Source organism: Alteromonas sp. ABH4_454, assembly GCF_056311775.1.
Genome location: NZ_CM149972.1, coordinates 4,524,054 through 4,548,031, shown reverse-complemented (window position 1 = coordinate 4,548,031; position 23,978 = coordinate 4,524,054). Strand labels below are relative to the sequence as shown.

Annotated in this window: 17 protein-coding genes; 10 read left to right on the top strand and 7 right to left on the bottom strand. The window is 42.9% G+C overall.

Translation table 11 applies throughout. The annotated features are described in order from the left end of the window. Positions 1 to 95: 95 nt before the first annotated feature. A complete protein-coding gene (locus ACYX4W_RS19770) occupies positions 96 to 1,076 on the top strand; it encodes a LysR family transcriptional regulator (RefSeq protein ID WP_476074304.1) in 981 nt (326 codons plus the stop codon). Positions 1,077 to 1,119: 43 nt separating this feature from the next. Here the strand turns inward: ACYX4W_RS19770 and ACYX4W_RS19765 are convergent, their stop codons facing one another. After that, a complete protein-coding gene (locus ACYX4W_RS19765; protein WP_474804888.1) occupies positions 1,120 to 1,827 on the bottom strand; it encodes an endonuclease/exonuclease/phosphatase family protein in 708 nt (235 codons plus the stop codon). Continuing rightward, positions 1,815 to 4,031, bottom strand: coding sequence for a VTT domain-containing protein (locus ACYX4W_RS19760; protein ID WP_476074303.1), 2,217 nt, complete (start codon positions 4,029 to 4,031; stop codon positions 1,815 to 1,817). Before ACYX4W_RS19760 ends, ACYX4W_RS19765 begins: the two co-directional genes overlap by 13 nt. A 252-nt stretch (positions 4,032 to 4,283) precedes the next feature. On the opposite strand from ACYX4W_RS19760, the gene ACYX4W_RS19755 reads away from it, so the two are divergent. Beyond that, positions 4,284 to 6,026, top strand: coding sequence for a PAS domain S-box protein (locus tag ACYX4W_RS19755; protein WP_476074302.1), 1,743 nt, complete (start codon positions 4,284 to 4,286; stop codon positions 6,024 to 6,026). 75 nt (positions 6,027 to 6,101) lie between these two features. On the opposite strand, the gene ACYX4W_RS19750 is transcribed toward ACYX4W_RS19755, so the two are convergent. After that, positions 6,102 to 6,698, bottom strand: coding sequence for a porin family protein (locus ACYX4W_RS19750; RefSeq protein ID WP_474804894.1), 597 nt, complete (start codon positions 6,696 to 6,698; stop codon positions 6,102 to 6,104). A 510-nt stretch (positions 6,699 to 7,208) separates the two neighbouring features. On the opposite strand from ACYX4W_RS19750, the gene katG reads away from it, so the two are divergent. Further along, on the top strand, positions 7,209 to 9,509 hold the full coding sequence (gene katG, locus ACYX4W_RS19745) for a catalase/peroxidase HPI (protein WP_476074301.1): 2,301 nt from the start codon (positions 7,209 to 7,211) through the stop codon (positions 9,507 to 9,509). A 119-nt stretch (positions 9,510 to 9,628) separates the two neighbouring features. Next, positions 9,629 to 10,195 (top strand): hypothetical protein, encoded by a 567-nt coding sequence (locus ACYX4W_RS19740; RefSeq protein ID WP_476074300.1) that lies wholly within the window; start codon positions 9,629 to 9,631, stop codon positions 10,193 to 10,195. Positions 10,196 to 10,247: 52 nt separating this feature from the next. On the opposite strand, the gene ACYX4W_RS19735 is transcribed toward ACYX4W_RS19740, so the two are convergent. Beyond that, complete coding sequence (locus ACYX4W_RS19735) at positions 10,248 to 11,573, bottom strand: mechanosensitive ion channel family protein (RefSeq protein ID WP_474804900.1); 1,326 nt, start codon at positions 11,571 to 11,573, stop codon at positions 10,248 to 10,250. Between the two features lie 642 nt (positions 11,574 to 12,215). Continuing rightward, the gene (locus ACYX4W_RS19730; RefSeq protein ID WP_179984532.1) at positions 12,216 to 12,947 is read right to left on the bottom strand and encodes a FadR/GntR family transcriptional regulator; all 732 of its coding nucleotides are present in this window, start codon (positions 12,945 to 12,947) and stop codon (positions 12,216 to 12,218) included. 372 nt (positions 12,948 to 13,319) lie between these two features. Here ACYX4W_RS19730 and ACYX4W_RS19725 point away from each other — a divergent pair, with 372 nt between their 5' ends. From ACYX4W_RS19725 to ACYX4W_RS19705, 5 genes are all read left to right on the top strand, one after another. Continuing rightward, positions 13,320 to 15,548 carry a polysaccharide lyase 6 family protein gene (locus tag ACYX4W_RS19725; protein ID WP_476074299.1) on the top strand — a complete coding sequence of 743 codons (2,229 nt, stop codon included), beginning with the start codon at positions 13,320 to 13,322 and terminating at the stop codon, positions 15,546 to 15,548. 83 nt (positions 15,549 to 15,631) lie between these two features. Next, positions 15,632 to 16,558 (top strand): sugar kinase, encoded by a 927-nt coding sequence (locus tag ACYX4W_RS19720; protein WP_476074298.1) that lies wholly within the window; start codon positions 15,632 to 15,634, stop codon positions 16,556 to 16,558. A gap of 89 nt (positions 16,559 to 16,647) precedes the next feature. Further along, on the top strand, positions 16,648 to 17,259 hold the full coding sequence (eda, locus tag ACYX4W_RS19715) for a bifunctional 4-hydroxy-2-oxoglutarate aldolase/2-dehydro-3-deoxy-phosphogluconate aldolase (protein ID WP_476074297.1): 612 nt from the start codon (positions 16,648 to 16,650) through the stop codon (positions 17,257 to 17,259). Between the two features lie 174 nt (positions 17,260 to 17,433). Next, positions 17,434 to 18,624 carry a hypothetical protein gene (locus tag ACYX4W_RS19710; protein WP_476074296.1) on the top strand — a complete coding sequence of 397 codons (1,191 nt, stop codon included), beginning with the start codon at positions 17,434 to 17,436 and terminating at the stop codon, positions 18,622 to 18,624. Then, entirely contained in the window at positions 18,624 to 19,043 is a 420-nt protein-coding gene (locus tag ACYX4W_RS19705; protein ID WP_476055813.1) for a hypothetical protein, read from the top strand. The genes ACYX4W_RS19710 and ACYX4W_RS19705 overlap by 1 nt, the downstream gene beginning before the upstream one ends. A 13-nt stretch (positions 19,044 to 19,056) precedes the next feature. Here the strand turns inward: ACYX4W_RS19705 and ACYX4W_RS19700 are convergent, their stop codons facing one another. Then, entirely contained in the window at positions 19,057 to 21,153 is a 2,097-nt protein-coding gene (locus ACYX4W_RS19700) for an EAL domain-containing protein (RefSeq protein WP_476074295.1), read from the bottom strand. A gap of 409 nt (positions 21,154 to 21,562) precedes the next feature. Here ACYX4W_RS19700 and ACYX4W_RS19695 point away from each other — a divergent pair, with 409 nt between their 5' ends. Next, complete coding sequence (locus ACYX4W_RS19695) at positions 21,563 to 23,011, top strand: DEAD/DEAH box helicase (protein WP_474854538.1); 1,449 nt, start codon at positions 21,563 to 21,565, stop codon at positions 23,009 to 23,011. A gap of 99 nt (positions 23,012 to 23,110) precedes the next feature. Here ACYX4W_RS19695 and ACYX4W_RS19690 read toward each other — a convergent pair whose 3' ends face one another. Next, on the bottom strand, positions 23,111 to 23,929 hold the full coding sequence (locus tag ACYX4W_RS19690; protein WP_474854539.1) for a thioredoxin family protein: 819 nt from the start codon (positions 23,927 to 23,929) through the stop codon (positions 23,111 to 23,113). Positions 23,930 to 23,978 lie beyond the last annotated feature (49 nt).

Here is a 23,978-nt window from a genome sequence, read left to right as displayed (position 1 = left end):
TTGCTTCATATAACCTATTGGAATGGCATATACCTTGCTGACTTCAGATGCAGTTACGCTGGGCTATTCTCTATTGCCTTCCAAAAGGGGGTTAAGTGCACTCTAAACAGCTACATTACTTTATAACCACAGTACAGCGAGGCAGTATTGCTGCGGCGGCAAGAGCCTTAGATATCGCTCAGCCTGCTATTAGTCAGCAACTCGCAAGCTTGGAGCGAGAAGTCAAAGCAACGCTGCTAGAACGAAGCTTTTCGGGTATAAGCTTAACGCCCGCTGGAGAAGTATTTTACAAACACGCAGAGAAAATAATGGGGGAAATTGACAACGTGAAATCAGCGTTGCAAGCATTTCAGGGAGAACAGCAAAAAGTAATAAAAATAGGAATGCTTCCGTCAATTGGCAACGTACTTTCCCTGCCGTTGTTAACTGAAATAACGAGTAATCATAAAGCGTTGAAAGTAGAGATCAGCACTGGGCCTTCATACACCATCAACGATTGGCTCGAATCAAAACAGGTAGATATTGCTTTAACCTACCAGCAGGCGATAGAACCTAAATTTATGAGCGTGACCCCTCTTATTCAAGAAGAGCTACATCTCGTATTTACTGGTTCCCCAGCTTATCCCGAGTACGCCAAGCTTAAAGATAAATCAACGATAAAATTCTGGGAAATAAGTGAACTACCTCTTTTATCGCCCGGAAATAAAGATGCGCTTGGTCAGCTTATTGCTGATTACGAGAAAGCTACCGGAGTGAGCCTTAAACATGATCTTGCATATTCTGGGCAGTTGATGACAGGGCTAAGGCAAGTAATGCAAGGGGAAGGGGTAATGATATTGCCCACTTCGGCTATTTTTCACTTAAGAGAATCAGGGCTGGTTTCTACGCTAAAAATTACCCACCCTGAAATGCATCGCACTGTGCTAGCTGCTACAAACAAACAGAGAAAAGCTACGCACGAATTTCAGCAAATTATCGATATCATTCGAAAAGTGGTAGCTAAGGAGAATGCACTCAAACATTGGTGTGGTACCTTAGAGTTTGCGGCATCATCCTTTGTAGCGAAATCAGCGTAATCGAGCACACCATACTTCTTGTGAATTAAAAACGTTGGCTAGTTCAAGCCTCGGGTAGAACGATATCTACTAATACGGGTAAATGGTCGGATAACACCTTAGTTTTTTCGTTCTTAATTTTCCTGCACGATCTTACTTTAATATCTTCTGTCACCCATACGCGGTCGAGGGAAAATATGGGAAAGTTGCTAGGAAACGTGGCACCAATTTTTTGCTGCAATAGCAAATCATTTAAAGCCTTAAAGGCCTTTGAAAAAAACTGCCATTCATTAAAATCACCCGCTAAAAATAGCGGAGTTTGTTTATCTTTTAAACGCCGCGATAAATGTTCGTGGAGCAGAGAAAACTGCGAACGACGCTCAAGTTTCTTGAGACCTTTGTGGGTATTCACTACCGTCAGAGGCGTTTTCTCAGTTTTTAATTCAACAATCTGCACATTTCTTGGCTGTCGTCCTGTTTGACTCACATCTATGGTGTCGTGTTCCAACACATCAAAACGGGTCAAAATTGCATTGCCGTACCACCCATCAGATTCTCTAATTGCTGGGGAGGGAATTAATTTAAACGTATTACCAGCGCAGATGTCTTTTACATCTTGCGCTGTATCTCGTTCGGGAGGGCGCGTATCCATTTCTTGAAGCAAAACTACGTCAGCGCCGCTGTTCGCAAGAAACTGCCCGATACGTTTGTAGTCGTGCTTCTTATCCCTGCCAACTCCGCTATGGATATTGTAGGTTACTATGCGGCACATTTTTCAGACTCATCCTTACAGTTGTTACTGTCTTCTTCCGTGTTGGTATTAGCCTCTTTTCGTGCTTGGTAGTAGCGCGCGAATTTTTGCGACCCCCAAATCATTAAGCCCCATAAAATGATGCCTCCCACTAGGTAACTAATAGTTTTAACAGATGGATCCTGCCAAATTTGCGCAATAGAATCGCCAACAAAGCCTTTGGCTATCATTGGAGGGAACATGCCTAAAAACGTACCTACCAAAAATTGAAAAATGCCTATAGATGAAATGCCCGCGACCAAATTTACCAAACTAAATGGTGCAATCGGCAACATTCGTATGGCTGCTACGCCAACTACACCACTGCGTTTCAGCTTTTCATCAACTGCGGCAACCTTTGGCCCACCAATCTTCCTAAGTCCTGCGTTACCCGATAACTTGCCGATACCAAACATAATTGCTGAACTCATTAGTGCTCCCATGATGCCGTAAATAGGCCCCCAAATTGGGCCAAAGATAGCGGCTACTGCCAGAGATAGTACAGTCACAGGGAAGAACAAAACGCCGCCAACTACATACACGAGCAAAACAGTTGGAAGGGCAAAATAAGTGCCTCTACTTTTTTCTAAAAAGGCGTTGATGCTTTCTGAACTTAACCATGGGATTGACTGGCTAGCCCAAAACATCAGCCCGCCAAGTACTGCAATAATGGCAATGCCAATTAAAATCATTATGCTGCGTCGCTTAGGGTTACGAGCGGGTAGCGCGTCACCATCAAATGTAGGTACTGAAATAAGCGGTTCTTCTGGGTCTGATAAGGCGCGAAATACATTTTTAACCGAGTGCTCTGTAAATACTTCGTCGCGAACTTCGGTAAGCACGTAACCATGTGCTATTTGATCTTGCATCAATGCTTCTACAGGGTACTGGCTGTTAAATATCTCCGGCATCGCATCTATATCACGACCTGTATGCTCAGCAAGTAGGTCGTTTCTCACTTGCTCTATACATGCTTGGTTATCTTTACTATTGCCGAACAAAACCGTATCAATTTCAGTGTCGAGGGTCATTGAACGGTTACTTAGGTTTGAAGACCCAATAACAAGGTACTTGTTATCAATGGTCATCACCTTAGAGTGAATGCGTTTGTATGCTTTTCGCCCCTGCATGTCTTCTATTGAAGAGTAAGTCAGTTTTACTCGTCTGGGGTCTATACCTTTTTCCAAAATCGCCTTGAACTCAATACGGCTAGCCCAAAATGCCTCACACTCAAACTTACCTTTGGGTTCGTAAGAACTAACAATAACAACGGAAAGATTTGGTTTTAACTTAAGTTGTTTATTAAGCGCTTCAGCGATTTCTTGACGGGTCGTGAACTGATTTTCGATATAAATAACCGATTCTGCTTCGCCAATAAGGTCGAGCAGCATATGACGTACTTCTTGTGCTGGCTCTGCTTCATCCATAAAAGGGATGGTTCGAGCAAGTGCACACTCTACGTTTTCAAAAAGTGGAGGGTAGTCTTCTGGCCATGCTTCAGGCAAAGGCGCATTTTCATCTACTCGCGCATCTTCACGAATATCAATAGGAGTGTCTTCAGCTACTCGCTGCCATCTCCACCTGACAAGTTGTGCAAAATCGGCAACAACAGGCCCGCTTGAAACCATTTGAACATCGTGTAACGGACCATACTCGCCATCGGGTCCATCTCTTTCCTCGGATACCACGGGGTGGTCTCGCGTATCCCAACGGTTAGTCGAAACGTCCATACCGCCTGAAAAAACAAGTTCGTCGTCAATAACTACAATTTTTTGATGCTGGCTTCCGCCCATTGGAATGGTATCGTCTAGCTCTGTTTGAACATTGTCAGGCGTTTTCTCTTCCCACACTTCTTTTGCCCACATTTCGCGTTGAGCGAAGAAGGCCAAAGAAGAGTCCCAGCGCAGTAGGTAAATTTTAATGTCTGGGTTTTGCTCTGCTTTCCATTTGAGTAAGTCGCTAATAACACTAGGCGCTTCGCTGTTAGCTTCATCGTCACCACGTAACAACCGAATGCGACTGTCTATATCCCAACCAACAATAAAAATACTGTGTTTAGCTTTAACAATTGAGCTATGCAAGGCTTTGTAATAGTTTCCGCAATCTATCAGAGGAGTAGAGAAGCGAGCTTTGCTCTCTACCCAACAGTTTTGACCTGGTTGAAAAACACTCTTACCTGATTGCATGGTTCCTTACCTATTATATTAAATCTATCTATTCACGTGTTGTTGCAGAATCCGTACCTCAATACTTGATGAATTTCCTTGTTTTAAGTGCTTGATTTAAATGTTTAATTTACTTTTAAAGAAAATTGTGTGTATTTTTCATGGTCTAGTTTGTGTAATTTTTTCACGATAGAACGCGTTTCATGTTTAGTATTGGCAAAAGGTCGTAATGTCTTCTATATAACTTTAGGGTTATATAAAAGGTTAGGGGCAATGAAGTTTTTTTCCAAAGAAAACGCATCTAAGCAGGCACTAGAACAGTCGATACTCGCGGTCGTGACTATTGATGAGAAAAATAACATCACGTTTTATAATGACGCAGCTCAAAAACTATGGGGTTATACGCCTAGCGAGGTAATGGGAAAGAATATAAAAATACTTGTACCTCAGGAACACAAAGCGAATCACGATAGCTACGTCAACTCACACAGACAAACCAACGTAAATAAGATTGTTGGAAGTTCACGAGAGGTTGAACTGGAAACCAAAAACGGTGAGCGAATTTGGGTTCAACTCGCCTTGTCACAAGTCGTTGTGCAAGGCAAAAAGCATTACACGGCGTTTGTACGCGATGTTACAGAAGAGCGTGAATCTCGTGAAATTGTGGAGCAAACCCTAGAGCAAGCGTTAGATGCAGTAGTGTGTATAGATGAGAACAATAATGTCACTCTATTTAACGCATCGGCTGAAAAGCTTTGGGGGTACGGGCGACATGAAGTTATTGGCCAAAATGTAAAGATGCTTGTTCCCCAGGCGATACAGGCGAACCACGACAATTATGTGAACGCAAATAGAGAAACGGGTCAAGATAAGATTGTCGGCACGAGCCGCGAAGTAAAAGTCGAGAGAAAAGACGGAAAAAGCTTGTGGGGAAGGCTCTCGCTATCGAAAGTAAGACTCGCTGATAGAACACTTTATACGGCTTTTATAAAGGATGTTACCGAAGAGGTCGAACAGCGAGAGATGCAGAGAATGCTTTCTCTTGTTGCTAACGAAACGGATAACGCGGTGATTATCTCCGACGCCAACGGATTAATAGAATATGTGAATAATGGATTTTACCGGCTAACGGGCTGGCAGTTTGAAGAAGTTAAAGGTAAAAAGCCGGGCTCATTCTTACAAGGCGAAGAGACGGATCAGCGGACCGTTAGTGTTATCCGACAGAAAATCAAAAACTGCGAAGCGTTTTATGACGAAATCCTCAACTACCGCAAAGATGGTTCTCCCTATTGGACTTCACTTTCGATAAACCCTGTTTTCAAAGAGGGCAACTTAGTTAACTTTATCGCAGTTCAGGCTGATATTACCCGTGTTAAACAGATGGCGCTAGACTTTACAAATAAATTAAAAGCCATCGGCAGTGCACTTGTCTTGCTTGAAATGGAGCCTAACGGAAAAATCATCGAGGCAAACAAATTATTGCGCGAAACCTTGAATGGTGTAATGAATACAAAGGCATTTGCTGATGAGGTTATGGGGGGGTTAAGTGCAGAGGACAAATCGACATTAGAAACGTCAGGATTCGTTTCAAAAATTATCGAATTGGATCTTGGGGATAATTACCTAGCCTTTGATGCTCGAATAAGTGCGCTCAAAAATTTCAATGGGCAAGTAACGCGCTACGTATTTTTCGCTATTAATGTTACGTCTAGAAAGCAAGCCGTGAACGATACGCAAGAAGCAATGAAAGAGCTATTGGTAACCAGTCAAACTATTAGTAATATTGTTGGCACAATTAACTCCATTTCCGAACAGACTAACCTGTTAGCGTTAAATGCAGCTATTGAGGCGGCCAGAGCAGGAGAAATGGGGCGAGGGTTTGCTGTCGTTGCTGATGAGGTAAGAACGCTTGCGGGCAACTCACAATCATCGTCAAATGAAATTGATAACCTTGTAAAAACGACGGTATCTAAGATAGAAGAGTTAGCGCAACTTATTCAGCGCATAGACGGTTAATTAAAAAGCCTTCGTCGTACGACGAAGGCTTTTTATTCACATCAATTCAAGTTAAAACTGTAACGCTGCAAGTAATTAAAAACGGTATTCTACACCGATGCTTGCTTGTTTAAGATCAGTTTCAAAGTCAGTATCGTCGATATCATCAAACGCTTCGTCCGCGTCTAGTTCTGTGTCGTATACCGTGTACTCGGCGTTTACTAGGAAGTTACTGGTAACTGCATAGCTCAGACCTGCGCCCACGAAAAGACTTTCGTCATCGTTGTCACGAGAAACACCCGCAAAGTTGTATTCTGTTTCAGACCATAGCTGACCTGCTTTAGCATAAAGAGAGAAGCGTTCGGTTAGCGGAAGGATACCTTTAATAGCGGCTGTATAACCATCTGTTTCAGCACCTGCAATGTCGTTACCGTAGTCACCAAAATCGATATAGCCACCTTCAATAGCGACCCATTCGTTAAACTTGTAGCCTACAAGACCTTGCCATACGTCTTTGTCGTCATCGAAATCATCTTCGCCTTCAACGCGCAGGTAACCGTAATTACCACCTACATAAAAACCACTGTCTTTTGCTTCAATTTGATTGGACTGAGCGTGTGCGCCGAACGATGCCATCGCACTAATAGAGGCAACAGCAGCAAGTCCAGAAAGTGTTTTAAGTGTGTTTTTCATAAGTTCATCCTCATTACTTCTTAATAAATCATCGACTTCTCACTTGAAGCCGACGTGTCCTGATTACACACTTTCTGTTTCAACTGCTGTGCCATGGTAGAAATTTCAGTATTCATTTCAAACTAGAGCAAAATTTACAGATGTGGTCACATAATTGTTTGTTATTTAGGCATTTTCGATTTGTAGTAAAAACTACGGGCAAACACCGTAAGAAAATTTTTCCTAGCGTCTGAAAGAGATTCATAAATATGCGTTGCGGCTAGAAATTCATCGACTATATTTTGGACAGTGATGGCGCTGATAATTGATAAGATTATTAAGATATTGAAATTTAACAAATTTATTTTGATTAGATTTTCCAATCATTTGAATTCATTTTATCAACTGTAAATATTGCGTAAGCGTGTCTATCTTTTAACGGCTTATGAGGTAAACAAAATGTTAACAAGTGGTGGCACTTAGAAGTGTCTATCACGTGATAACTAAAACAAACTCAGATGGGAAAAGACCATGACTTTAAATAGGTTTAAAAAAACTACGTTATCGGCGCTAGTGGCGCTTTCGCTAGGCGCGTCAGGTGCTATTGCCAATGATCAGATAAGTAAGCCCGCTGGTGCTAAAGGCACAGGGATGACTAAAGCTTTCCAAGCGAAGACGAATCAGTTTTGGTGGCCTGACCAACTCGACCTCTCACCACTTCGAGATCATGACAACCGTTCTAACCCGCTAGGTGAGGATTTTAGCTACGCTGAAGCGTTTGCAAAACTTGACCTTGATGAAGTCAAAAAAGACGTAAACGAACTGCTTACCACATCTCAAGACTGGTGGCCTGCAGACTTTGGCAACTACGGTCCTTTCTTTATCCGTCTTTCATGGCACAGTGCAGGTACCTACCGTACTCTAGACGGTCGCGGCGGCGGTGATGGTGGTCAAATGCGTTTTGACCCGCTTAACAGCTGGCCTGACAACGGCAACTTAGACAAGGCACGTCGCCTACTTTGGCCAATTAAGCAAAAGTACGGTGAAAGTTTATCTTGGGGCGACTTGATGATCCTTGCCGGAACAGTAGGCATGGAAAACATGGGCTTTGATACCTATGGTTTTGCAGGTGGTCGTACTGACGACTGGGAACCAGATATGGTGTACTGGGGACCGGAAGTAGAAATGCTAGCTAGTGACCGTGAAGAGCGCGACGGCAAGCTTCAGCGTCCTCTTGGTGCCACGCACATGGGCCTAATATACGTTAACCCTGAAGGTCCTAAAGGTGTACCTGATCCAATGGGATCAGCGAAAAACATTCGTACTGCATTTGGTCGCATGGCGATGAACGATGAAGAGACTGTAGCGCTAATTGCTGGTGGTCATACATTCGGTAAAATGCACGGTGCGCACAAACCTGCTGACTGTTTAGAAGCTGAGCCTGGCGGCGCAGGCTTAGAAGAGCAAGGTCTAGGCTGGAAAAATAACTGTGGTAAGGGTAATGCTGAAGACACAGTAACCAGTGGTTTAGAAGGGGCGTGGACACAGTTGCCGACTAAATGGACAAGCTTATACCTTCAAAACCTACTAGGTTTTGAGTGGAAGCAAACTCGTAGCCCAGCCGGTGCCATTCAGTGGGTCCCTACTGATGAATCGCTTCACAAGTCAGTGCCAGATGCACACGTGGAAGGTAAGAAAAATCCACCTGTAATGACTACAGCGGACTTAGCGCTCAAATACGATCCTGAGTATCGCAAAATTGCCGAACGCTTTTTGGCTGATCCTAAAGAGTATCAAACGGCCTTCGCTAAAGCATGGTTTAAGCTAACACACCGTGATATGGGGCCAAAAGCACGTTACCTAGGTAACGATATCCCAGAAGAAAACTTTATCTGGCAAGATCCTGTGCCTAAAGCTGATTACAAAATGATTTCTGCTAAAGACGTTAAAAAGCTTAAGGCAGACATCTTAGAAAGTGGCCTTACGGTTCAGCAGCTTGTAAAAACAGCGTGGGCAGCGGCGGCAAGTTTCCGTGCTTCAGACCTGCGTGGTGGTGCAAATGGCGCACGTATCGCGCTAGAGCCACAAATGAGCTGGGAAGCTAATGAGCCAGAGACAGTAAAAGCTGTAGTGTCTAAGCTTAAAGAGCTACAGGAAGACTACAACGAGCGCATGTTCTCTAAGAAGAAAGTGTCACTTGCCGATTTGATTGTTATTGGTGGTGCTGCAGCTATCGAAAAAGCAGCGGCTGACGCGGGTGTTGATGTGACTGTACCTGTAGTACCAGGTCGTACAGACGCAACTCAAGAGCAGACAGACGTTAACTCATTTTCTTTGCTAGAGCCGACAGCTGACGCGTTTAGAAACTACTACAACGCTGAAGGTAGCTATCGTTCGCCAACTGACATGTTGGTAGACAAAGCTGATCAACTAAACCTGACGGTACCTGAAATGACCGTATTATTAGGTGGGTTACGTTCATTAGGGGCTAACGTAGGCGATGTCAAACACGGTGTATTTACTGACGAAGTAGGCACGCTTAACAATGATTTCTTTGTGACGCTACTTGATATGGGCGTTAAGTGGAGAAAAACTGACAATCCATCGGTATATGAAGGCGTGAATAGAAGCACTGGTGAAGTTATGTACACAGGTACACCTGTAGACCTCATCTTTGGTTCGAACAGTGAGTTGCGTGCCGTAGCCGAAGTTTATGCTTACGACAATGCGAAGAAACGTTTTGTTGAAGACTTTGTGGGTGCATGGACTAAAGTGATGACGCTAGACCGCTTTGACTTACGTCATGACCTAAATGCCAGCTTAGGTAAATAGATAAAGCGAGTCTGCTATCGCGAACTTGTTAGCGATAGTATCAAAGTTTAAAAGGGCGCTTCGGCGCCCTTTTTCTATGCTGAACTCAAAGTACTTTATAAATTGTTAATGTAGCTAAAATGGCCTTGGGAGCGTCGCAAAGCTTTCTTTATTTCGATACACTGAATCTTTACTTTACGCCTCAACAGACAAATATCGCGATGGCTAGCCTTCAACGAACCTTGGTAAACTTAGAAATGCTAAGTGAGGATATTAATGCATTAAATGACAATGCTATTAATTCCGCCGCTCACATAAAACTTCTGCACAATGTGTTAAAAGAGCTCAAAAACGCAGAGTCATTTGTTGCCTTTGAGACAGAAGCAAGCTTTCATAAATTGTTATCTGGCTCTATGTTCGAGGACGTTTTCGAAAGAAAGGGTATGGTCGGGGTTTACATTAAGCTGGTGGGTTATGTGATCTCCGCATGGGAGGCTACCGATAAAGCGAACGCTATTATTAGTGAAAACTTCGATTCAAAAGCCGATAAACGGTTAGAGTTGCTTCAGGTTAAAGCTATAAAGGCGAAATCTCAGTTAAAAACGGTGGCGTCTGCAATGGGTAAAGAAGACTATAAAAAGTTTGTTAACACGCTAGGCCTGTTTGCTCAGGAGTGGCAGTGGGATACCCTTCGCGCCAGGTTCTAATCAGCGCGAAGGTACGGTTTTAGTATGCACACCTTAGTATACGCTTTAAGCGCTATGGCGTGGTATTTCGGATATTCATACTTTGCTCGTTGATAACCCGAACTTCTCGTTGAGGGAAAGGGATCTCAATATCGTGCTCACGTAGTGTTTCAAAGACAGTAAGCAGCAAATCACCCCCCACGCGGTTCTTGCCATCGTCTACACCTTCCATCCAAAACTCGACAAACATGTTTACGCCAGAGTCACCAAAACTGTCTATTTCACAGTCCGGTAGTTCTTCAAAAGGGATATTGTCGCCACTGATAACTTGCGGGTGCTCTGATACCGCTTCCTTAATGATTTCTACCATTGCGCGTATATCTGTTTTGTAGGCCACCGAAAAATCGATACGGTAACGCTGCTTAGGATCTTTATGCGTCCAGTTTATCAGCAAAGAACTGATAAACTTCTCGTTTGGGACTAGGATGTCCTTGCCGTCATAGGTTTCTAACACGGCATAGCGCATCTTAAACTCTCTAACGATACCTTTTTGCCCGTCTTCCAATTCAACGAAATCGCCAACGGTCAACGATTTATCCAACAGAATAATAATGCCGGAGATAAAGTTTGAAGCAATAGACTGCAAGCCTAGGCCTAAACCCACACCCAAGGCTCCGCCGAAAACGGCTAATGCGGTAAGGTTAATGCCCATAACGTTAAGTAATAGAAGAAACACAATACAGAACAGAGCTACTTCAAACAGTTTGGCGAACACTTCCTTGGTAGATACATCAAGCGATTTGTGGTTTCGAATAATATCTTGCCCTATCGCATTAGAGCTGCGACCGAGCCAGAACAGCAAACCACCAAACAATAAGACTCTTGTTACGCCATACGCAGAAATTTCAACATTACCCACTGATATTGCTATCGACTCTAAAGCTGACGTAATGAGGGGAAGCACGTCTATAAGATGTAAAAACAGGATAGGGAGGCCTATCCAACGCATAAACGCAGCGATGGTTTTATTTTCAACGAAGCCTATGATTAAAGAGTTTACGAACAGCATAAGCGCTACGACCACTGCAATTTCCAGTAGCCATGCGTCGAACTGAAATTGCGCACCTAACACAGTGGTAAGCTTTAATAAGCTTATAGTGATAAGTGGAAACAGTGCCTCGCCAAGATTATATAGAAAGCCGTGCATGGTATGTGCGCCTTGCTGTGGCTTTTCTCGAGTAAACTTAAAAGGCTTTTTTACCTGCTTGGCAAGTAAAAACGCTACGCAGTATATTACCGCGATAGTTGTAAGCTGGATAATAAAGCTATCAGACATTACTGACGCTTTGACTAACGCCAATTTCTCTTCGAAGTGCTGGGTTAAACTATCAACATTCATGTGTTCTACTTAATTTAATTACCGCGCAACGTAAGTGCGGGTGTTGCTTAATGAGCGTGGAATCCCTGCGCGCTTTTTATCTTTATTATCAACTAGGGTAAAGCTTTTTTCACCGAATCAACATATATCGATTGTTTATTCATCACTGGTCATACAGATTTCGGCTGTTTTTACAGCGAATAGAGGATGGACTTAACTCGATATAACCTTTCAGATATATACTAATCGGTATGGGTTGACTTTATTGTATTGAAATAGAGCATTTTTTTGTTTTTGTGACAGTTGAAGGCTCAAGCAAAGATGATATTCCTACCGAATTAATTTTGTCGACTAGATAGAAAAATTAAATCCTCCCAATTATTGGTAATAATAATTGGTTGACATCTGGTAAGGTCGAATTGTAATATGGATTTGTTTTCTGCTGCTTGTTTAAGCAGAGTGTGGACTAGCTTATCTATGCGCTTATACGAAAATCGGCATGTTGAAGAGTGTAAACTTAATGGCAAACCGCAGTTTTTGTTTTGCGCTTTGAAGCAAAGATAATAAAAACAGTTACTCTCAAGAGTACCCTACAAAGCAAACAGGCTTCTTAGAAATAAGAAGCCTGTTTTATTTTGTAATAAGAAAAGTACGTAGTCGTAATTACTGTCTAAGATGAGCGATAGAATAAAGCCCACGCGTTTCATCAGTTTTACGTTTTATCTCTTCTAGCGCTTTTGCCTCGCTCGCATCAAAAAGGGCGTTGATAAGGCGATTAAAGTGCTGATGCATTGCTCGCCTTGCGCCTGCGGTATCCTTACTAGCAATAGCATCATAGATAAGCGTATGTTCTCTCAGCCTTTGCTCTTCACCTTGTGAGCACACATCGCTGTAGGCAGATATAACCTGAGGGACAGTTCTTCGCAATTCCCATAAATTTTCAACTGAAAGCATAATGGCGTTATTTCGTGTCGCTTGAGAAATAATCTGATGGAAGCGCTGGTCTGCCTCGTCGGCTTTTTGAGGAGTCTGCATCTCAACTAAGGTTTGTTTTAGCGCTTCTAACTCTTCATCTGAAATAGTTGCGGCAGCAAGCGCAGCAGCTTCACCTTCAACAAGCGCGCGCGCCTGGGTAAGCTCAAATGCGCTGATTGGCTTGGTTGCTTGGCCTTGTTTTTTCTGATGCAAGACGTATACACCAGAACCGGTTTTTACTTCTACACGCTCTCGTACTTCCAGCGCGATAATGGCTTCACGGATAGTAGGGCGACTAACGTTATACGTCTCCGCGAGTTCCCTTTCTGCGGGTAAGCGGCTACCTTCAGGATAAATTCCTTGGTCGATTAGCGCTTCAAGTTTTTCAACTATGCTCCAGAAGAGACGACGAGTCTTCATATTTACAGCCCTTGTTTGCCTGTTGCTTACCTAAAAAGAAGAGACAATTGGTAAATTAATTCTATCTGACCATTGTATATCGAAACTAGCATAAAGCGCAAAGTCCCGAGTAGTGTGCTTTGAAACACTTTATGAGCAGAAAAGTTCTTTCAATTGGTAATACATTTTATTGTTATTGGTAAAATAAATTGGTTGTTTTTGGTCTGTTTATTGGTTAGATTCTAAAACAGTCAGTAACAAATAAATAACAGCATAATTGCGTTTTTGCAAAAGAAGATTGGCAATTTATGTGCGATTTATACGATTTAGCAAGGTCAGTGGCACTATCACGGTAGATATCACCGAAGATCTTGCCAGCGAAATGGGGAAAGTATGAAAGTAGCAAATATCTGTAAGTCAGCGATCGGAATTATTACGCTCTTGGCGTTTAATACAACGGCATACGCCGAAGACTACTTAGTTGACTCTAAGAAAAGCTACCTCAACGCGTTAGAGAAAGTAGTCCCTGGCGACGATATCGTACTGAAAAATGGTACTTACCATGATTTTGAAATTAAGTTCAAAGCGCAAGGAAGTGAGCAAGAGCCAATTACATTGAGAGCGCAAAGCAAAGGCGGTGTTATTCTCTCTGGTCAATCAAACCTATCTATTGCGGGGAGCCACTTAATTGTATCTGGGCTTGTATTTAAAGACGGCTATTCTCCATCAGGTTCAGTAATTAGCTATAGAACGAGTAAGGACGAACTCGCGAATTATACCCGCGTCACTGAAGTCGTAATCGAAGACTATTCTAAGCCAGACAAATTTGAAAGTGACTATTGGGTTGCGCTGTATGGAAAGCATAACAGGCTAGATAGTTCGTACTTAGCAGGCAAGCGAAACCGAGGTGTAACGGTCGCAGTAAGGTTAGATTCAAAAGATAGCGTAGAAAACTATCACAAAATAGACAATAACTATTTTGGCTTCCGACCTGAGTTAGGTTCAAATGGTGGAGAAACCTTAAGAATTGGTACCAGCCATTATTCACTTGAAAACTCTTTTACCCGAGTCGAAAACAATGTGTTTGACCGATGTAATGGCGAAGTTGAAATTATCAGCGTTAAATCGGGTGGCAACGTTCTTCATGGCAATACCTTCATTGAGTCTCGCGGAACGCTAACGCTAAGGCATGGCAACGGTAACACAATCACCAATAACGTGTTTCTGGGTAATGGTGTTCCAAATACGGGTGGAGTACGCGTCATTAATGCCGATCAAGAAGTAGCAAATAACGTGTTTAAAGGGCTTACTGGCTACCGCTTTGGCAGTGGGTTTACAGTAATGAATGGCGTGCCCAACTCACCTCAAAATCGCTACCACCAAGTAAAAAATGCCAACATACATCACAACACTTTCATTGACGTTTCACACATTCAATTGGCTGCTGGAGCAGATGAAGAGCGTTCAGCGCCACCTGTGGATAGTGTTTTTGCTAACAACCTTGTTATCGCTAAAATGGTGCCTACTACATTTAGCTTTTTTGATGACATTAGCGGTATAGCATTTATCAACAATGTGGCTAACTACAGCGTAGAAAGTCAGATTGAAAAAGGCTTTACGAAGCGAAGCGATATACAGCTATCTTCATCGAACAGTATTTCTTCGGAGGAGATGAAAGTAGGGGCGGACGACAGCGTTAAGCCACTTCAAAAAGCAGAGGTAGGGCCAAGTTGGTATCAGAAAAAAGAATACGAAACGCCGTTTGGTTCAGGAGATGAAATTACTGTAGAGCCAGGTGTAAATTCGCTTTTTGAAGCGGTCGCGAAAGCGAATGATGGTGATGTTCTTATACTTAATGATGGCGTATATAGCGAGCAAAAAATTGTTAAGGTAACTAAAACTCTCTCTGTAAAAGCAAGCAGAAACGCAAAAGTCATTATCCGTCCTCAGCGCTCTGCACTTTTTGAAATAAGTGACAATGGTTCACTGGAAATTGAAGACATAACGCTTTCAGGTAGTGATGCACCAGATGCGGCTGGAAATACATTCATCCGCACTAAAAAGTGGGGCATGTTAACAAATTACCGATTCACAATGGATAGGGTGACAGTAACTGACCTAGACATAAACCATAGCTATCACTTCTTTTCGGCAGGCGCCCGAAGCTTTGCGACTTTGTTATCTATCACTAATAGCCAATTCGACACTATCACTGGTCACGTACTTGCGTTAAACAAAGAAAAAGATGATTTAGGTATCTACAACGTTGAAGTGTTGAATTTAGAAAACAACACATTTAGCGATGTTGAAGGGGCACTAGCACTTATCTATCGCGGTGGCACCGACGAAAGTACTTTTGGGCCCAAGGTAACGATAGCTGAGAACGTTTTGACGAATGTAGGTTTGGGTAAAAGAAACAAGCGTAAAGCAAGCATCTTTCTTCACGGTGTACAAAAAACACAGATTCGAAATAACGAGTTTAGCGCAAGTGCGCCAGTCAAAATTGAACATACCGTTGGCGAGCCGCAAACATCGCATAGCGGCAATACATTTAAAAATAAAAAAGGCATCGACATTGTCGATTTCTTGAAAGCGAAAGACGAATGTCGCTGCTCTGAGTAAAAATGCTCAAACTAGCGCGCAACTTATGTAACGAAAGTAATTACAGTAACAATTAAAGACTACGAGTTCGTAGGGTGGATGATATGAGAGTTGGTTTTATTGGTGAGTGCATGGCCGAGCTTAAAAAAGTAAACGGTGTATTAGAAGAAGGGTTTGCTGGCGATACCTTCAATTCTGCCGTTTATCTAAAGCGCACGTTTCCTCAATTAGATAGCTACTTTGTCAGTGCAGTAGGCAGTGACGCGCTTTCAAAAGAGATGCTCGACTTTGCGCAAAGCGAGTCGATTAATACACGCTTCATGTTTTCCCATCCAGAAAAGCATATTGGGCTTTATAAAATTTATACCGATGCAGAAGGCGAGCGCTCTTTTACTTACTGGAGAAATGATTCTGCTGCGAAGTGCTTGATGTCTTTAATTACTGATGACGATAAAGCGTCGATGACAGCGTTAGACTTAGTGCTGTTTTCGGGCATTTCACTCGCTATTTTAAATACTGAAGACTTACCAAAGTTTTGGCGTTTACTTGCAACGCTTAAAGAAAGTGGAACCAAAATTGTTTTTGATATGAATCATCGGCCAGCCCTGTGGAAGGGTAGGGATGATGCCACTGCATTGTATGAAAAAGCGTTTGAAATTGCAGATGTTGCGTTACCTGGATTAGAAGACTTCAACTTCTTGTATGGGTTTGAAACGGTAGAAGAGATCATAAACTTTTTAGCGCCTTTCTCATTTAAGCAGCTCGTTATTAAAAATGGCGCAAGCGCTATAACGCTAGTGGATGAAAGCGGAGAGGTTTCAGAAGTAGGGCTAACCCCCGTTACTAATGTTGTTGACACTACCTCTGCTGGTGATGCCTTTAACGGTGTTTTTCTAGGGGCGTACCTTACGGGCGAGAGTCCTGAGGCCTGCGTAAACAAAGCCGCTAAGTGTGCAGGTTTTGTGATTCAGCACCCTGGCGCCATTGTAGATAAAAAGGCCTATGCAGACCTAGTGACATCTATCGCTTAAGTAAGTTAAAGCGAAGTATTCAAATACCAAATAAAACACTATATCGAACTTATAAGGGCATCCGCCCCTCGTATTACAAGAGACAAACCATGAAAAAAATATCAGACATTATGGGCGGCCAAACCCTGCTCCCAATCATTCAAGCCGATAATGTAGAAGACGGTGTGGCCATTGCGAAAGCAATGTCAGCTGCGGGCCTTAACACAGTTGAAGTTGTATTGCGTTCACAAAATTCAGCGAAATGCATTACAGCTATTAAAGAGGCGCTGCCAGATATGATAGTTAGCGCTGGTACCGTAATCGATAAAGCATCTTTAGATGCCGCTATCAATGCTGGAGCGGATTTTATCGTGACGCCTGCGGTAACCGAGCGCCTGCTGACTATGCTAGTAGACTCAGGTTTACCTGTACTGCCTGGTGTATCGAACGTATCAGATATCGTGTTAGCACGGGAACACGGGTTCAGAGAAATGAAGCTGTTTCCAGCATCTTTGTCAGGTGGTGCGTCTTTCCTGAAAGCGGTAGGTGGTTTATTTAAAGATACAAAGTTCTGTCCAACGGGAGGCGTTTCGCCAGAGAATTTCAACGACTATCTGTCGCTAGGTAATGTGTTTGCAGCAGGCGGTACTTGGGTTGCGAAACCTCAATGGGTAGCAGATAAACAGTGGGACCTCATCACAGAGGCATGTTCGCAAGTGTAGCGAACGCGACACCTTCCTAATTTTCATTCCTTAAAAAGCTGGCACATTCGCCAGCTTTTTGATTTTTCAGCGTATTAATTGGTGTTATAGCTTAACCGAGCTATCATTAGTGAAATAGTTCGCGCATACAACGCAGTGGCGCTAGCTTTATACAATCAGAATGAAAACGTGACTATGATCAAATTGATAGTGCTGCCTTTCACCATTGCAGCCGCCCTACTTTTGTCTGTCGCCGAAAGCCGTGCTAATGAACTTGAGTTTTCAGGTTTTGCAAGGGCGGTTGCAGGTCAACTAGATACAAAAAAAGCTACCTATGAAGGGTATGACGACAGCATCAGCTTTTCTGAAAAATCTCTTGTTGCTTTGCAGGCTGACTATTCCTACTCATCATCGTTCTCAGCGTCCGCTCAACTTCTCTTGCATACCGACGACGATAGAGAGTCAGGTATAGAGTGGCTGTATTTAACCTATGCACCTAGTGAAAGTTTTCAAATTAATGTTGGCCGGTTGCGCACGCCTTTTTTAAAGTATTCTGATGTTATTGATGTTGGGTTTGCCTATCCATGGATTAATGCACCGCAGCAACTCTACAGTAGTTATTTGTTCTCTCAGTATGAAGGTGGTAATGCTAGGTTGAGAAGGTCTTTTGGCGATGTTGTAGTTGATTTTGAGGCTTACTACGGAAAGTATGAAGATGCGCTAGCTTCAAGCGGTATCAACGTAGATGTTGAAGTGAAAAACTTATTCGGCGGCGTTATTGAAGTCAACTATGGTGGCTTGCAGCTAAGAGCAGCCAGTGTTAATGCGCCTAAAGTTGAAACAACTATCGATGAAATTGCGCCTCTTGTTCAGGGACTTAGAGCTGCTGGATTTGACTCCATAGCTGAACAGTTTGATATCAACGATCGCGCGGGCTCTTTTTTACTGGGCGCCAGCTATGACACGCTTAGTTGGTATGTAAGCGGTGAGTGGATGAAGGTCTCGTCTGATATTGATGTACTTGCGAATTTAGAAAGTTTTTATGTTTCATATGGCTACTATTTTGAAGAGGTTCTTTTACACTTAACTTATGCTTCATCCAGACAATCACTCAATACCATCGACAATGTAATACCTGTAGGTGTGTCGCCTGAACTCGATCAGCTTTATTTCGCAGTCGAGCAGCTAAATAGCTTTTTTCCGACGGATGATCTTGATACTTGGACTCTTGGCGGTAGGTGGGATGTGAAAACCAATATTGCACTTAAAGCTGAGCTGTCGATTCTTGATGGTAAAGAAGGTAAAACATCGTTTTACGACATAAAAGAGAGTAGTTTCGATAGAAATGCGGCCCTGTATCAAGTGGCAGTAGAGTGGGTATTTTAATGCAAAAATACTTGCTCATTTTCTTTCTCTTACTTTGTTCTCGTATAGCCGTTGCCCAAGATGGCATTTGGGTCGTTGCAAACCTTCCTGGTCAAAATTTCGCACTAACAAAAGCGGAAGTGCGCAACCTTTTCATGAGCAGTGGAACATCTTCCGACGATGCATTAATACCCGTAGCTATGAGCCCTGGCAATAGAGCGCGAGCAATTTTCAATACCAAGATAATTGCTTTGCCCGAATCACGAATTCAATCCTATTGGGCACAGATGCGCTTTAGTGGACGTCAAAAACGGCCAATCGAGTTCAATAATTCAAACGCCTTGCTTGAACACGTAACAAATACTGAAGGTGCGATAGGTTATGTTCCCTCTGGAACAGTACTACCTGAAAACGTAAAGGTGGTTTATCGAAGTCTTTAAGCAATCATTAATCTTAAGAGCTTTGTGATTGCTTTGTAGTACTATTAACCAATGCCATCAGTGGAATTGGTTTACTGTAAAGATAACCTTGAAGCGTGTTACACCCTTGGCGTATTAGAAAGTTGGCTTGCTCTTGCGTTTCAACACCCTCTGCACACACCGAAAAGTTCAGGCTTTTAGCCATATCAATAATAGTCTTGGTAATCATTTCTGATTGCTTAGATTCACCTATTTTGTTTACAAAACTTCGGTCTATTTTTAGTGTGTCTATATCAAACTGCGTTAAATAACTCAGAGAAGAGTAGCCTGTACCGAAATCATCAAGGGCAAGTCTACAGCCTAATTGCTTCAGCGATGCAAAAAACGGGTTCGCCGCATTGAAATTGTTTATATATGCAGATTCCGTAACTTCAATTTCTAAGTTTGAAGCGGGGAGTCTACCATTATCTAATTCATGCAGTAAAAATTGCGTGACATTGTGGTTATTTAAATCGTGGGGGCTCAAGTTCACCGATATAACTAAGTGGCTGCCAAAGGCTTCAAGGAGTACTGGAAATTCGTAGCGAAGTTGTTTTAATACCCATAGGCTTATTTGTGATATTTTATCAGTCTGCTCTGCAATAGGAATAAACTCAGCAGGCGAAACTGGACCTAACACTTCGTCTTGCCAGCGAAGCAGAGTCTCAAACCCAGTTATGTTCTTATCTGAGTCTACTTTAGCCTGATAAGTTAGGTAAAACGCATCGTTTTCAAGAGCTTCAGTAATGCGAGTAGATATGAGTATTTTGCGCTGCGTATGCGCCAGCATTTCATCGGTAAACCATACAAATCTAGATTTGCCATCGTCCTTAGCTTTATACATGGCAACATCAGCGTTAGTTATGAGGTTGGTTAGTGAGTATTCACAGTCACTTGCAAGTGCAAGACCTATGCTAGCACTTGAGTCTAGCCTCAGCCGGTTAATGATATGAGGTTGAGATACTGCTTCTACGAGTTTTAGCGCTGTTTCTTCTAAAAAACTAGGGGATGTAAGCTCGGGTACAATAACAATAAACTCGTCACCGCCTAAACGCCCCAGTGTGCAGTTATCCTCAAGTGTACTGTCCATCAACAAACTGATATGAAGGAGAAACTTATCTCCCGTGTCGTGCCCAAACGAATCGTTGATAGTCTTAAAACCGTCTAAATCGATAAACAACAAACCCAGTTCGTGAGCATTCTTCTGCGCTATAGCGAGTTCATTTGATAAAAGCTTCATTAAGCATTGTCGATTAGGCAGCCCTGTTAAGGTGTCGAAATTAGCAAGCCGCTCCATCTGAGATTGTTGCTTCTCTAGCATTTCGTTTTTTTGCCGGTTCGCTTCAGACTGGTTTTTTATATTCTCCATCATATTGTTAAAGGCTCGAGACAAAGCAAGCATTTCCTCTTTGTCTACTTCCTCAACCTTGACATCGTAAGCGTTGTCATCCACGACACTGTCCATTGTTTTAATTAGGGTGTTTAGCGGACGCATTGCTCTGCGCTGCGCTCGTGATGATACAAATAACGAGATGATAATGAGAAGTACCACGGAAGGCGTGACCAAAATAATGTATCGTTGCCGACTTACTTTTAATGCTTCTTCAAGATTGAAGACCAGGGCAAGTTTTCCCAACGGAAAAACGTCTTCGCCCACTGTTTTTACTACTATTACTTTGCTAGAAGTGCGATGTAAGCCAATGGGTAGCGTCGCGATATTACGATCAATGTTGGTCCCTCTGAGCTGCGAGGACGTTTGTTCTTGCGGTTTAGTGAGCCTCCCTTCAAAACCTGCAGGACCCACATAATGATTCAACAGCGTACCGCTATTACTGAAAATATAAGCTGCTTCAGCATATTCATATTCATCTAAGCGAAGCAGAATTTCCGTTTGATTGAAACTGCCGGATGGCTCTTCTATATAGTCAATGAGATCGACAGCCATGTTTACGCTTAATGCGTCGACCTCTTCTGAGACAAATTCAATATAAAGCTTTTCATAAACATAAATAGACAGGCCGATAATAAGGGCACTGACTATAGCGATAGATGCAAGTGTATTGAAGGATATCTCTGACCTAAGACTTTTCAAAAAATGCTCTTTTAAGTTGAATGGGATCGCAGTAACGACTTTGAATAAAATGTAGGAAAGGACCGTCACCTATTCACAAATCTAGTATAGACGGTTTTCGTCATTTCTTAATTAGTAATTAGATTGAAATTGTATGAAGGGGTAGAGCTATGCTTTATTTAGATGTCTTTTGAACAAAAAATGCGCTGGTGGCCTAAGGTGTTTAGTGGTAGACTCCGCACGCAATTTGTAAGAGTAAACACCTACGTTCTTTTCTTGATGTCAAACACCAATAAGCCAAGTTGGCAATGGCGTGTCTCTTTAGGTTTTCCCAGTAATCTATAACCCCCCACGGTTAGCAATAAAGCACTAACGCTTATACCTTTGCGGTATGCAACTTTTTATAAATACCTATGACAGGAGTTTATTAATGTCATTTACCCAATTAGGGCTCGCTGAACCCTTGTTAAAAGCTATTGAAAAACGAGGGTTTAGTACGCCATCACCGATCCAGGAAAAGGCAATACCAGAAGTATTGCAAGGAAAGGATGTGCTGGCGGCTGCGCAAACGGGAACAGGGAAAACCGCGGGATTTGGACTTCCTATTTTACAAAGACTGATGTCTGGCAAGCCAGTATCTGGCAATAATGTTCGCGCGCTTATCTTAACACCAACTCGCGAGCTTGCTGCTCAGGTGGAAGAAAGCATTCGAGCATTTAGTGAGTTTTTACCATTAAAGACCGCTGTGGTATTCGGTGGTGTGGGCATAAACCCTCAAATGATGAAGCTTCGTAAGGGCGTGGACGTACTAATTGCGACCCCTGGACGATTACTCGATTTGTATCAGCAAAACGCCGTGAAGTTTTCACAGCTTGAGGTATTGGTATTAGATGAAGCCGATAGAATGCTTGATATGGGCTTTATTCACGACATCAAAAAGGTATTGAAGCTATTGCCACAGGAGCGTCAGAGCCTACTTTTCTCAGCCACATTTTCTGATGAAATTACAGCGCTGGCGAAAACGATAACTCGTGATCCTGTAAGTATTTCTACCGCCCCTGCCAATACAACGGTGGACGCTGTCGAGCAGCACTTGGTGACCATTGATAAGTCTAAAAAGACGACTGCGCTGATTTGTTTGATTAAACAGCAAAAGTGGCAGCAAGTATTGGTTTTCAGCCGTACCAAGCATGGCGCTAACCGAATTGCGGAAAAGCTGACTCGCTCGAAAATTCCAAGTGCAGCCATTCACGGAAACAAAAGTCAGGGGGCAAGAACTAAAGCCCTTGCTGATTTTAAAAGTGGCGAGATTAAAGTTCTGGTGGCTACCGATATCGCTGCACGCGGTATAGATATCAGCGAACTGCCGATAGTGGTTAACCTGGATTTGCCGAACACAGCGGCTGACTACGTTCACAGAATCGGTCGTACTGGGCGCGCAGGAGCGAGTGGACAAGCTTGGTCGTTTGCTTCTGCCGAAGAGTTACAGAACCTAAAAGATATCGAAACACTCATTCAAAAGCTGCTCCCTCGCAAAACCCTTGAAGGTTTTGAGCCTCAGCAAGAAGTACCTGTTACCACGCTTTCTAAGCCGAAAAAGCCCAAAAAACCGAAAAAACCTAAAGCATCACAAGGTGAGAGCGGTGCGGGGAAGTCAACTGGCGGTAATAAGAAAGCGGGACAACGACAGGGCAACCGTAGTGGAAATGGTAGCTCTCACGGGGGCAAGCCAAATACTCGTAACAGTGGCGGCGGTAAACCTGCAGGTCAAAGACACTCAGGAAGCGAAGGTAATGCTGCTAGACGACCTGCTAAGCGCAGAAACAGCCCGTCCAACAGTTCGACTAGTAATAGGACTTCCAACAGCGCAAAAGCGTAAATAGTTATATTTTATCAATAAAGCTATGGTTAATTGATAAAGGGCCTTTTGTATAAAAGGCCCTTTTTTGATGTTCCTTAGAAACTAAAAACTAATGCTTTAGTTATGCTCCCATGAAAACGGGTTGTAATGGCGCAGCGCTGGCGTGGTGTTTACTCCGTTGCTATTCGCAGCGTCTAGCGTGAGCTCAGCACGTTTAATGAGTGTTTGTTGTAGCTCAGTACGAAAGCCTTTGGTTTCTTTCCATAGCTGGTTAAGCCCTTCTGGAGTATCACCTTGTAAATCTTGTGTAAGCAGCGGCCCAAGCTTGTCATACGCGCTTTGAAGCCTAATTGCCTGTTCTTTGTTATAGGCAGCTTCTTCACCCGTAGCTTTCCAATTAATGAATGGGGCTTTCTGCGCATCTGTCATAGCAGGAAAACGGGAAAAGTACGTTATGTACTCTGATAAGGGGATGCTATCGGCCCGCCCCCAAATATCCATCGTCGTTCTGTTCAGCAAAGCACTGGTTTTAGGCTCAACTACCATCACAGTTGGCGTTGCGTAGTAAATCGGATAGTTGAATCGCTCGGTAATATTTCTTCTGTCTTCAAGCGTTCCTACGTCAACAAATACAGTTTCATAATGGGCGCGTAGAATAAGATCCATTTCTTTTGTTGCGAAGCGCTCAGCTAAGCCTGTACTGTCGTGGCACCACTGTGCTCCCAGGACAACCAGAAGCAACTTGCTTTCCTCCACAGCTCGTTGCTGCGCGTTAACCACGTCTTGATAAGGTGAGGAAGAAGGGGAATAAGTATAAGGGTTTTCATTTTGGGTGCTGACACAGCCATTTAAGATAGAGAAAGCGGCTATAAAAGTAGCTATGGTTAAGCTGCGCTTAATCAACTGGGCTTGACGTTCAAAGAAAGTGTTTTGCATACAATGATCAAAATAGTAGTTAAATCAACATCAATGTAGCATAAAAAGT